At 49.7% G+C, this 12603-nt stretch carries 12 protein-coding genes; 1 reads left to right on the top strand and 11 read right to left on the bottom strand.

What is annotated here, in order from left to right:
- Positions 1–28 precede the first annotated feature (28 nt).
- The 11 genes from pstB to B8987_RS03715 form a co-directional block, all read right to left on the bottom strand.
- Complete coding sequence (pstB, locus tag B8987_RS03665) at positions 29–805, bottom strand: phosphate ABC transporter ATP-binding protein PstB (RefSeq protein ID WP_084660864.1); 777 nt, start codon at positions 803–805, stop codon at positions 29–31.
- 45 nt (positions 806–850) lie between these two features.
- Entirely contained in the window at positions 851–1714 is an 864-nt protein-coding gene (locus B8987_RS03670; RefSeq protein ID WP_084660865.1) for a PstA family ABC transporter permease, read from the bottom strand.
- The gene (locus B8987_RS03675; RefSeq protein ID WP_051351144.1) at positions 1707–2555 is read right to left on the bottom strand and encodes a PstC family ABC transporter permease; all 849 of its coding nucleotides are present in this window, start codon (positions 2553–2555) and stop codon (positions 1707–1709) included. Before B8987_RS03675 ends, B8987_RS03670 begins: the two co-directional genes overlap by 8 nt.
- Positions 2552–3379 (bottom strand): substrate-binding domain-containing protein, encoded by an 828-nt coding sequence (locus B8987_RS03680; protein WP_084660866.1) that lies wholly within the window; start codon positions 3377–3379, stop codon positions 2552–2554. Before B8987_RS03680 ends, B8987_RS03675 begins: the two co-directional genes overlap by 4 nt.
- Positions 3379–4761, bottom strand: a complete 1383-nt coding sequence (locus B8987_RS03685; RefSeq protein ID WP_084660867.1) for an ATP-binding protein — start codon at positions 4759–4761, stop codon at positions 3379–3381. Before B8987_RS03685 ends, B8987_RS03680 begins: the two co-directional genes overlap by 1 nt.
- Positions 4758–5453, bottom strand: a complete 696-nt coding sequence (locus tag B8987_RS03690) for a response regulator (RefSeq protein ID WP_028962744.1) — start codon at positions 5451–5453, stop codon at positions 4758–4760. Before B8987_RS03690 ends, B8987_RS03685 begins: the two co-directional genes overlap by 4 nt.
- Complete coding sequence (locus tag B8987_RS03695) at positions 5425–6336, bottom strand: Asp23/Gls24 family envelope stress response protein (RefSeq protein ID WP_037913101.1); 912 nt, start codon at positions 6334–6336, stop codon at positions 5425–5427. Before B8987_RS03695 ends, B8987_RS03690 begins: the two co-directional genes overlap by 29 nt.
- 281 nt (positions 6337–6617) lie before the next feature.
- Positions 6618–7745 carry a M20 family metallopeptidase gene (locus B8987_RS03700; protein ID WP_028962743.1) on the bottom strand — a complete coding sequence of 376 codons (1128 nt, stop codon included), beginning with the start codon at positions 7743–7745 and terminating at the stop codon, positions 6618–6620.
- Positions 7729–8922 (bottom strand): o-succinylbenzoate synthase, encoded by a 1194-nt coding sequence (menC, locus tag B8987_RS03705; RefSeq protein WP_084660868.1) that lies wholly within the window; start codon positions 8920–8922, stop codon positions 7729–7731. The genes B8987_RS03700 and menC overlap by 17 nt, the downstream gene beginning before the upstream one ends.
- The gene (locus B8987_RS03710; protein ID WP_051351142.1) at positions 8913–9653 is read right to left on the bottom strand and encodes a GNAT family N-acetyltransferase; all 741 of its coding nucleotides are present in this window, start codon (positions 9651–9653) and stop codon (positions 8913–8915) included. The genes menC and B8987_RS03710 overlap by 10 nt, the downstream gene beginning before the upstream one ends.
- A 15-nt stretch (positions 9654–9668) precedes the next feature.
- A complete protein-coding gene (locus tag B8987_RS03715) occupies positions 9669–10148 on the bottom strand; it encodes an NUDIX hydrolase (protein WP_084660869.1) in 480 nt (159 codons plus the stop codon).
- A 322-nt stretch (positions 10149–10470) separates the two neighbouring features.
- On the opposite strand from B8987_RS03715, the gene B8987_RS03720 reads away from it, so the two are divergent.
- Positions 10471–12486 carry a S9 family peptidase gene (locus B8987_RS03720; RefSeq protein ID WP_084660870.1) on the top strand — a complete coding sequence of 672 codons (2016 nt, stop codon included), beginning with the start codon at positions 10471–10473 and terminating at the stop codon, positions 12484–12486.
- Positions 12487–12603 lie beyond the last annotated feature (117 nt).

Here is a 12603-nt window from a genome sequence, read left to right on the forward strand (position 1 = left end):
AAGACTCCTCAAGACCCTGTTGGAGGGATTAATCAAATCGGCCCGTCAAAAATTCTTCGGTTCTTTTTTCTCTTGGGGCGGTAAAGATATCTTGGGTATAACCCATTTCAATTAACTGCCCTTGTTCAAAAAAAGCCACCACATCTGACACCCGCGCCGCTTGTTGCAAGTTGTGAGTCACAATAATCATCGTATATTGTGACTTTAATTGCACAATCAATTCCTCAATCTTGGCACTAGAAACCGGATCTAAAGAAGCCGTAGGCTCATCCAACAATAAGACTTGTGGATCGACCGCTAATGCCCTGGCAATGCACAAGCGTTGTTGCTGGCCGCCCGATAGTGTGCCGGCACTTCGCCGCAACTTTCCCCGCACTTCATCCCATAACGCGGCTCGCTTTAAGCTATCTTCCACGGTTTTCCGTAATTGTGTCGAGGATTTGATGCCAAAAATCCGTGGACCATAAGCCACATTATCAAAAATCGTCATAGGAAAGGGATTAGGGTGTTGAAAGACCATGCCCACAGTACGTCTCAAATGCGTCACATCGACATGATCATCGAGAACATCGAAACGCCCGATCCGCACGCTCCCTTCAACCCGGACCAGGGCCAAACGCTCAATCATCCGGTTTAACACCCTTAAAAATGTGGATTTTCCACAGCCCGAAGGACCAATAATGGCTAAGACTTGTCCGGCGTCAACCCGTAAGTTAATGTTTTTCAATGCTGGCGTATGGCCATACCAGACAGAAAGATGGTGGACTTCAATATCGGGTACAGAACGCTCGCCCACGTTGCCCAATTTTCTCTCCTTTCCTTCATTCCCAGCCAATTGCCCGCACACCTCTTACAGGCCTTTCACCCACTGCGCCAATTTCTGACTTGCCCATAGCACAACGAAAACCACTACCAGCAATACCACACCCGTGGCCGCCGCTTCTTGACCCGCATCCGGCATGAGTCCCTCAGTTCTGACATACCATAAGTGAACAGCCAAAGTTTCCCCCGGTGCCGACAAGGTGAAATGGTTTCCCACGTTGAGACCTGCTGTATAAATTAACGCCGCCGTTTCGCCCATCAAGCGAGCCACGGCCAATCCTACCTGTTCAATCATATCCGCCAAAGCGACGGGTAAAATCAAATACCATATGGTTTGCCAACGCGATGCTCCAAGAGCCCACGATCCTTCCCGCCAACTACCGGGAATACGTCGTAAGGCGGTGATAAGAACCGATATGGCAAAGGGCCAATTGATCAGGGTCAAGGCCACTATGCCACTTTGAACGGAAACCGGCCAATGCCAATGGACTATGGCGACATCCACGACAATGAGTCCAATTACAATAGTCGGCAAACTTAACAAGATTTGCAACCCTTGATCAAACCACCGGATCAGTGGGGAATAATGATCATACTCAACCCGGTATATCGCAATCAAAAGTGCCAACGGTAGCGAAATCCCTTGACTGATTCCCACCATCGCCAGCGTATTGATCACTTCTGGCGCGATGCCTCCGCCCCCTAGTTCTTGAGGACGCAAGAATAAAAATTTTGGGGTTAAACGAGGAGCTCCTTGGACAATCAAAGGAATAATCACCAAGAGCAGAAATCCTATAGCCATGGCGCCCATAATCGTCAACAGGGTATGCCATGTACGTCCTTGACGTGTCGGTTTCAACACTTTAGGCGGATACAAAGGAGGTTTAGTCATTGTGAACACCTCGAAACCGGGACTCCATCCACACAATTCCGAGCATCAAGATCATGAGCCACAGGGCCATGAAATCGAGCACGTGATGCCCCTCAGTTCCTGGAGGCAATAAGGGAAGATCGGTAAGAAGCTGAGTCGTCAATGTCGCCGCAGGGTGAAATATTGAGCTCAGGTGGGGTTGGCCCCCGATTACCATCTGCACCGCAATGGTCTCTCCCAGTCCTCTCGCCAGGGCAATTAATGCTGCTTGAATAATACGGGGCCTGGCTGTCGGCAAAATAATAGCCCACAGCGTTTGATCTTCCGTGGCGCCTAACGCCATGGACCCTTCAATATACGATGGTGGCACATGCCGTAAGGCTTCAAGAGACAAAATGCTAAATGTGGGCAAAATCATCAACGCCAATACCACACTGGCAGAAAAGGGACCATAGCCGGACGTCCCGCTAAGACGTCTGACCCACGGCACAATCACCGTTAACCCCCACCATCCGTAAAGGACCGAAGGAATGGATACAAATAAAGTTAAAAAGCGGACAAATTGTTTCTGCCACACTCCTCGTAAGATCCTGGCTCCTAACACACTTAAAGAAAGACTCCAGGGTAAAGCCAGCGCTAGGGCTAATACCGTCACCATAATGCTTCCCAGGATAAAAGACCACAGTCCAAATTGTCCGTGCAAGGGACTCCACTGCGACGAAACAATAGGAGAAAGGCCGTGGTGGTGGATAAATTGCCATGAACCCTGTATGATAATCCCCACGACAAAGAGCCATACCACCACAAACAAGGCAAGACTGAAATGGGTTAACTGGTCCATGATTTTATCCATCGTGATCATCCCCTACCTCCCTGGGCAGGCTCCGGATAAATGCCGAATGCAGGACGCCTGGGATCCTGAGCGAGATATTCTGCCAAATCCACAACCAAGGCTTCGGCGTCTTCTCGAATGAAGATAGCAGGTTCTGCAAATAACACCCACTGTCCGGGATCATTCCTCTGATAGCAATGATGGCCTAGACACATGATGTGCAGATTACCTAACGGCATGACCGCTTCCACATACCCAATCGCCCCCGGAGTTTCTCGTACAGTTTTCGCTACCGCACCATTGGACAATTGAATAATAGCATGAGGTGAAAACTCGCTTTCCCCCAACAATCTGGTTTGCACGACGTCACGGGCTCCAGAACTTAAAGGCCTGGACACCACCACAACCGGGATATCTGGGCCCCCGATTTGTCGCCAATTTCGAATTATCCCTTGAAACAGTTGACGGGCCTGTCGCCATGATACCCGCGTAATCCCCACGCCAGGATGCGCTGCGATCACGATAGGAATCCGCCCTAAAGGATATCGCCGTAAGGGAACGACGATATAGCCCGGTGGAGGTATCACATCCGCTATAGCCAACTCAACTTGTCCATGGGCTAAAGCCTTTAAGCCAGCATAAGAACCCCCACCGCTGATCGCCACATGAACAGAATTATGCCCTTGCTCCCACTTTGGGAGCACCGCTTTCACATAGCCCATACACGAGCTCGCTCCCATAATCGTTAAATGCAAGACGGGCCTCGGAGCATGAAGCAAATGGGTCAGTCGAAGAGTTCCATAGAGGAACGGGGCGCTCAGCATCCCGATAACGAATTGACGACGTGAAATCATTAATCATCGCGCTCACTCTCGAATTCTGGCAACCATAGCAAAAATTCGGTGCCGACACCTACCGTACTTTTTACTTCTATGCGGCCGTGGTGAAGTTCCATGATATGTTTTACAATGGCCAAGCCCAATCCGGTCCCTCCAGAAGCCCGAGAACGAGCGCGATCCACACGGTAAAATCGTTCAAATATACGAGGAACATCTTGAGCCGGGATACCAATCCCGGTATCTTTCACCGAAATACCAACCATATGGTTAGGCACATCAAGTGCCATATCCAGGCTAATGCATCCACCCACAGGGGTATATTGTACGGCATTAGATACCAAATTCATAAAGACTTCGGCCAACAGATCGGGGTCACCGGCCACCAGAGGCATATGTGCCGGAATGTGATTTTCCAAGGTTAAACCCGCACTGTGGATCCGGGGGGACAATTTGACGGTAACAGATTCGATTAAGACGGGAACATCCACACCTTGGCGTCTCATGGGCATAGAGTGATGTTCCATGCGTGATAATGTCAACAAATCATCGACCAAACGGCTCATGCGTGTGGCTTCCTCATGAATAAGTTCCAAAAACCGTCGTGCCGAAGGATCATCGGGGTTATCCAACAAAGTTTCCGTAAATCCTCGAATGACCGTTAAAGGCGTTTGCAGTTCATGACTCACGTTGGCCACAAAGTCCTGACGCATCCGTTCAACCTGTTTTTGTGCAGAAACATTACGAGCCACGAGAACGGCGCCAAGACCCCCTATAGGCTGATTTAATGCGCCGACCGTGACCTCGACAACGAAATTATCATTATCAGGAGGACTCCATAAAACCGTATCCGTACCTCCTTCCCGGGTCACCTTGGTCACGGCATCATCCAGGGCCATATCCCGAATCACTTCCAAAAGATGTTTGCCAGTTACGGGTTCATCTCCCAATCCAAACAGTTCATAGGCTGCCTGGTTAATGAGAGTAATGGTCAACCCGTGCCCTAAAATAATAATGCCGTTCGCCATACTACTCAGGATCGCTTCTAGACGCTCTTTATCCTGTTGCAAATCTTCAGTCCGTTCCGCTAATACCTCCGCGACCCGGTTCATTCCATGAGCTAAAGAATCTAATGGATCGGCTTGATCGAGGTAGACCCGCGCCTGTAAATCCCCCGAAGCCCAGCGGTCTACAGTCTCTGTCAGTTGGATCACGGTTTCATCAAGTAACCGGTCTCGGTGTCTTAACCATTCAGAGAAATGAAAGGCCCAAATCCACGCCACCGCATAGAGAATAATGGCCTCAACGGGACCATGCGGTGTCCGCATAATCAGTCCTGCCAGGGTCGCAACAAGCAAAATGGCTAAAGGTAATAAAAAGCACCGGTTACATTTTTTCATAGCTCTTTAAACCGATATCCCACTCCTCGAACGGTTTCAATAAAACGCGGCGATTGCAAATCCTCTTGCAATTTTTCCCGCAGATGGCGGATATGGACGTCGACCGTGCGGGCATCCCCAAAAAAATCTTGTCCCCAGACTTTGATGAGCAAATCATCCCGCGTGAATGCCCGCCCCGGGTTCTTCGCTAAAATTGATAATAATTCAAATTCTGTAAACGTTAACGGCAAAGGCGTCCCGTCCAGCAAAACCTCCCGTTTGTCGAATTCGATTTTCAAGCCGGAATGTTCCACCACCTCGGGCTCTGTCGTCTCTTTGTCCGTGGGCCGTTTTACGCGTCTAAGAATCGCCTTGACCCGGGCCACCAATTCCCGCGGAGAAAAAGGTTTCGTCACATAGTCATCGGCTCCGAGTTCCAATCCTAATATCCGGTCGAGTTCGTCTTTCCGGGCTGTCAGCATGATAACGGGAATGTCGGTTTCGTGCCGAATCGAACGACACACATCAAGTCCTGATAGACCAGGCAACATGACGTCGAGAACAACCAGGTCTGGTTTATCCTGCAAAGCCCGTTTGAGCCCTTGTTGTCCATCATATTCTGTGAGCACGTCAAAGCCTTCGCGTCTTAAATTATAGGCAACTAATTCGACAATGGCTTTTTCATCATCCACGACCAATACCCGTTGCGGCATGATATCCTCCTCTCTCGTTGGGGGAAGGTACGACTTCAGGCGAGGAGTCGCTCGTCATGGTCTCAGAGCGTGTCCTAACCACGAAATGCCTGGCTTCAATATCTAATGCCAGCACATTTAATGCTGTCATCTCCTCGATCGCCTGGCGAATACGAGTTTGCACATCTTCCAATAGGGCAAACAACTGGCATTGACGACTCACGCCGAGTTCCACAGTAATACTCACTCCGGCAGGCGTACTTTGAACGACCACCCGGTAAACGTGAGACACATCAAGACTTTGGCGTGCCGCATGGACGACAATGGCTGTAATAACGGTATCAGAAATATAAAATCGTCCCAGTCCTGAATAGGTCGGACGCACAATCGATTTTTCCACAAACACCGACCGACCCTTGCGCCGAAAAATAAACCGCAACGGATCGATTAAATACCCGGAAAAACTTTTCCGGACTTCCATCGTCGGGGCAGGAATCACATGCTTGCCTTGTTCCCGACGGATCTTTTGGGCTAAAGCTCGTTCCTCTGGTGATGCGATTGTTTCAATGGGAATCCACATCACCGAATCGGGATCCAAATGGAGAGCACGCACAATATGGTTCACCATATTCACCGAGGTACCGAGAATCAATAAAGATGACAGATTTAAACGAGCAATCGCTTGGCGAACCGAAGCCGCATGCTCGGGATCGGAAAAAATGGCACGTTTCACGGCTGCAACTCGGGTCGCTTCCCGTTTCGCAGAATATCCGGCAACAATGCGACCGTCGGCAATCAATAGCCCATCATCGATTATCGCTTCGGCATTTTTTTCAATTGCCACCATCGAGGCCCGGTGGCTTTTGCCTGTACCGCTCGGACCAATTAAGGCGTAAATTTTCATTCCCTTGCGCGAGAACCCCCGGCAAGAAAGCCTAGGAGAGATAGCGCGACAGACCGAGCCTTCTCCATTCCCGCTCCTCCTTTTGTCGATGGTACTTGGGCCAACGAGCCCATCGCTGCCCATCTTTGATCATGTGTTCGTGACCACGGTCATGATTTTTCCTTCTCCCTTATGAGCCTTGCGTCCTGAGCCCTGCTATCCTTCTGTCTGGGGCGAATATGGGCCACCAACTCCATCTTACCGGATAGAAGAGAAATCATCGAAACTTTCTCGTTCACCCTTCAGGAAGAGGGCGCTGAGGAAGCCATGGCTTCTTGTCCTGCTCGGACAACCAGCTCTTGAACGAGTCTTTGACGCCAAGGCATGAATCGCCAGTCAATGTGTTCGTGGCGCGCATGCGCTCCTTGCCCTACGGCGCCTAACCCGTCTAGAGTTGGCGTGATAGCCGCCGTAAAATTCCCATCTGAGGCCCCGCCCACATTAATTCCCGCCAATGGCTTTCCCCGTATGCTTTCCCAGATTTCAGCAGCTTGACGAAACCACTGCTCGGCCACAGGTCCATGATCCATCGGTGGCCGGTTAAACCCTCCAACGTACCGGGTTGAGGTCCTCGTATCAAACTGGGGTGGCGCATTCAAGGTCTTTTCGATCCGCTCTTGCTCTTTTTGCGTTTTGACCCGGATATCGATCTCAGCGACCGCCGATGCCGCCACAACATTGGTCGTCGTGCCCCCTTTGACCACCCCCACATTGATTGTTGTGCCGAGAACTCGATTTTCTAAACTCGCCAGCCACAATATTTGTTGAGCCAATTCCCGAATCGCACTCGCCCCCTGGTCCGGGTGAAGACCCGCATGGCTTTCAATGCCAGTAATCTCCATGCGGAAATTGCCAACACCGGATCGACCAATTTTTAAGGCACCCTCTTCGCCCCCGGGTTCTAAGACGAGTGTCACCGACGCCTTTCGAGCCTTCTCTTCAATCAGCTGTCGGCTAAGATCACTCCCAATTTCTTCATCTGGTGTAATCAACCAGCAAAAAGGAATATCGGCAGGCACATCATATAAAGCCCCCACACCAATCACTAAACCGCCTTTCATGTCCAAAACGCCAGGGCCAAAAATTCGGTCTCCTTGGTCCTGAAAGGGCATCGTGTCCAGGGTACCAAGCGGCCAGACGGTATCCGCGTGAGCGAGTAATAGGGCCCCTTGGCGTCCGGGAACGTTGCGGAAAATCTCAAGAACTGGACCGCGCTCAGTAAAATGCCATTGGTATTGAAGAGAAAGAGGTGTTAAGGCGTCAAGGACTCGTTCCTGCACTTGACGGATCCCTTCAGCATATCGCGACGGCGATTCAATCTGCACCAAGTCCGCCAATAGCCTTTTCGCCTGGTTATCGTCCCAAGTCAAGTTCTGGAAACCTCCTTTCACGATTAATCTTCAGGTGGGGATTAAGATGATCATCCTGTCCAAGAGGAATTTTCCATGTTTCTTCATACGTACAGACTTCTTGCATGCGCTTGGGATCCAAATCCACGCCAATACCAGGTCCTGTCGGGACCGTTAAGGTTCCATCGGCATTTAATGCAAAAGGTTCCGTAATAATATCTTGCCAGAAATAGCGGTCACTGGCCGAGGTATCGCCTGGCAAGGTAAATCCCGCTAAAGTCGTTAAATGAAGATTATGAGCCCGTCCAATTCCTGTTTCCAACATGCCTCCGCACCACAATGGGATATGATGTTGCCGCGCAAATGCTTCAATGGCTAGTGACGGGGCATAACCGCCTACACGTCCCACTTTTAAATTGATGATGCCGAGCGCTCCTAACTCCCATGCTTTTCTGGCATCATCAACAGAATGGATGGACTCATCGAGACAAATTGGGGTTGACAGCGTTTTGGCTAAGGTCGCGTGATCAACGATATCATCATAGGCGAGTGGTTGTTCGATCATCATCAAATGCAGGTCCTCAAATTCTTTGAAATGATCTCGATCAGCGAGACGATATGCCGAATTCGCATCGGCCATTATCGGAACCTCGTCGCCAAGACGTGCGCGCAACAGACGAAGTGGGATTACGTCCCATCCCGGTCGAATTTTGATTTTCAGTCGCCGGTAGCCTTGCTTCCAATAGCTTTCTGCAACCGCGCCGAGTTGTTCGGGACTGTCTTGAATGCCAATCGATACCCCAACAGGGATCCGGTCTACGTCACGACCTCCTAACAAGCGATACAAAGGCTGGCGCTCAGATTTGGCAAACCAATCCCATATCGCCATTTCCACAGCCGCTTTGGCCATGCGATTACCGCGGATACTTTGTAAGCGGAGGGAAATCTCCTGCGGATCTGTGATGTTCCCTTGTAAGTGGGGAATAATGGCATCGCGGATAGCGTAATAGACGGAGGCATGCGTTTCCTCACTATATAACGGCAAATCTGAGGCTACCGATTCCGCATAACCTTCAATACCCTCTCCTCGCACTGTAATAATCCACGCACGCTTGGTGTCTTCTCGCCCAAATGAGGTGGCAAAGGGTGTTTTCAATGGCAGTGATATGAATTGTAATTGAATTTCTTCTAAACGCATACATTTATCCCCTTAACGTTTCTCGCGGCACCAGCGCGCTTTGGTTTATCACCGCATACATAACACAATCGTCCTTGTGGTGATCGTGCCAGCCCCAGCACCGAATAGCCATCGTGTGAAAACTGGGTCACATAATATTCCGCCCACCACATGGCCTTATCCGGGTCTTGTTGTCGTAATACCGCAATATTTTCCGGAATGGGTATAAGTTTCTTGGCCGTCTTTTTCGACATCGCTGGCCAATTCGGATGAAGTCCCACAAAAAAGCGATGGGTAGGCCAGGCCCCATTAATGGCGTCATTTAACACACCATAATAATTGGGATAAAATTCTAAAACGTGAGCTTTTAATATACCGAGATTTAACTGGGCGTTACGCCGTTGGAGGGGATCAAAGGTCCATCCCACAAATTCATAACCGTGGTCAAGGGCCCAATTAAGCTGATACGATTTCATTTGCCGACCAATCCCTTGACTACGGTAGGCTGGTAACACGGCCATCATATGGGAATGCAAATACCATAATCCATGATACTGGCCAGGAAAGGCGACAGACATGGCAATCATGTTATGCCCTTCATCATATGCACCTAAAATAAGTCCTCCATGATCCGCAAATACCCTTAACAAGCTCACGGGAGTACTATGTGCATGGTGCCACACGCTTTCTTCTATATGCTGAACTTGTTGCAATTCGTCATGCGTCTGTAACGGCCGAATCGTCACGGGCATAATCCAGACCTCAATTCACGCCAATGGTAGTAGTTGTTGAAGAATGCGAGCCGTAGCTCCCCAAATTGTGCCGAAATCACTCCGGTACGCTATGCCGTAAGGACCCTTATAGCTTCCCTCGCGGAGATCTCGCCAAGAAATCCAAGCCGCTTCACTCACCTCTTGGGGATTAGGGGTCAACACAACCTTTTGAGAGATGGCAATAAGCCATGGCCATATCCAATATTTCGACGCCTTCACGACGACTGGGGCTAAACATCCCAAACATTGAGAGGGTGTCAATAAGATTCCGACTTCCTCTTCCGTTTCTCGCCGTGCCGTCTCCCATAAACTTTCATCCCCGGCCTCCCTCTTCCCGCCGGGAAAACCAATCTCCAAAGGATGCTCCCGCATCCAAGAAGGCCGCTTAATAAAGAGCACCCACCAATCATCATGATCATAGGCAACAAGTACACTGACCGAAGCGACCTTAAATCCTGGCGGTGGATCCCACACTGTGTTAGCTCCTCACATCAACCCTTCGCTATTATTTTAACAAAGTCCCGAACACCTGCATCCTCACTCTAAACAAATGGGGGAAATCTCTTCATCATTTGGTTTTTCTGCCGTGGTCGCCATCCTCTTTTTTCCGGTAATATGGTCATGTACCAAAAAACAAACAACCCAGAAAAATCGGTGATGAGATGACTTTAAGGTCTTTTGAGAAAACATCCTGAGCCCGCACCTAAGGTGAAGACTCCTTCCATACTTAGGGAGGATCAGGCATAAGGACCTAAGCCCGTTAAAAAACAGCCAATATTGGGAGGCATCACAGAAGATGAGAACCATAGCAGGCGAGGATTTATTTCGTTTTAAGTTAGGCGGTGATATCCAGATTTGTCCCGGGAAGAAACTTGCCGTCTATGTAGAAAATCAGGCCGATCGCAAGACAAACAGTTATCATACCCGCATCATAAAAATCTGGCCGGGAGAAAAACCCGAACCCTTTACACACGGCCCGCATGATCAATCGCCCCAATTTTCCCCTGATGGGAAGTGGCTTGCCTTCATTTCCAAGCGCAGTGGACAAAAACAAATTTGGGTCATGTCAACCGCAGGCGGGGAAGCCCAACAAGTTTCCCATATTGATGGCGGCATTGAGTCGTTTATTTGGGCGCCCGATTCCCGCACCTTTTATGCAACGGCGCTATTAACAGATGCCGGTATTGTTGACGAGAACGCTACGGATAATGAGGACGACTATGTAAAATTCAATAAAGATGTTAAAGTCATCACAGAATTATCACATAAAATGGATGGGATTGGATTCTACGGGCCAAGACGTCCCCATATTATCCGCTTAACCCGCGATGGGGGGGAACCTGTGCAGTTGACCTTTGGCCCCTACCGCCATAGCCAACTGGCTATTTCCCCAGATGGCCGCCAACTATTTTTTAGCTCGCGTTATGGCGAAGACTACGACCGCGAATCCTTTGAACATCACATCTATGTTCTTGATGTATCGGACACACAATCGTCTAAACCTGGGCAACCCCAGCGCATCTCGCCGCCAGGTCTTAGTGCCAGTTCTCCCGCCATGCATCCTGATAGCGAGCATCTTTTCTTTATCGGGACACGGACTGAGGATTTGGGATATGATAATCCATCTTTGTATGTCATTCCCTTGTCTCATCCCGATCAAATCCGCATGATTGCTCCATGGTGGGACCGACCCTTTGCTGACGAATCCTTATCCGATATGTTAGGACCCGCTAGCAATCCCTTGCGCTTTGATGCCGATGGCTCCCATATTTTCTCGTTAACCAGCTATAACGGCACCGTGCAATTGGCCCGCATTGACTGGCAACATGACCAAGTCGAATTGCTTACCAAAGGCGATCATGTCTATTACAGTTACGATATTTCCTCCGATGCACAATTGGCGATTCTGGCGAAAAGTAATCCCACCAACCCTTCACAAATTGAATGGTTGGAATCATCCGCGTCTTCTTATGACACCCAATTATTAACTAATCCCAATCAAGAGCTGTTAGCATCTTTAAAGCTTTCAACCCCAGTACGATTCCATTATCATGCCGAAAACGGCCCGGAGATCGATGGATGGGTTCTGCCCCCTGTTGACCGTGAAGAGGGGAAGAAATATCCTGCAGTCCTTGAAATTCATGGTGGACCCATGATGGTGTATGCCGACAGCTTTTTCCTCGAATTTCAGTGGTTGGCTGCTCACGGTTATGGGGTCATTTACACGAATCCCCGTGGTTCCCAAGGTTATGGGCGGGAATTTTGCTTGGCTATCCAACACGAATGGGGAAATCTTGACTATCAGGACATCATGGCTGGTCTAGAAACCGCACTAGCCAAAAACCCCTGGATCGATAAGGACCGTCTTGCTGTCGCTGGGGGATCTTATGGGGGCTACATGACCAACTGGATTATTGGTCATAGCCAAAGGTTTAAGGCGGCTATCACCATGCGTTCTGTTGTCGACTGGAAAGCCATGGTCGGCACCGGAGATGGAGGATGGCACTGGATGCGCCGTGCTCATGATCAAAAGCCATGGCAATCGGATGACGACTGGTACCGTCAACAAAGCCCGATTACTTATGTCGAGAATATCACCACGCCTTTGCTCATTGAGCATCAAGAAGGCGACTTGCGTTGCCCAATAGAACAAGGGGAAATCCTGTATACTGCGGTCAAGTATCTCAATAAGGCTCCCGTGAAATTCATCCGCTATCCCGAGGAATTTCATGGCATGAGCCGTAATGGCAAACCCTGGCATCGCATCTTTCGCCTTAACAGTTTCACCGACTGGTTAGCCCAATATGTCTAATCGGTTCTATCCTGTGCCCAGCTGCCATCTTATGCAGCTGGGCACCTCTCGCGAACGCCTGAATCCCAAGGACGAAGACTCTTCTTATGACACGTTTTAACATTTCTCGCGCCATCA

The sequence above is a fragment of the Sulfobacillus thermosulfidooxidans DSM 9293 genome (genome assembly GCF_900176145.1).
Classification (GTDB): domain Bacteria; phylum Bacillota; class Sulfobacillia; order Sulfobacillales; family Sulfobacillaceae; genus Sulfobacillus; species Sulfobacillus thermosulfidooxidans.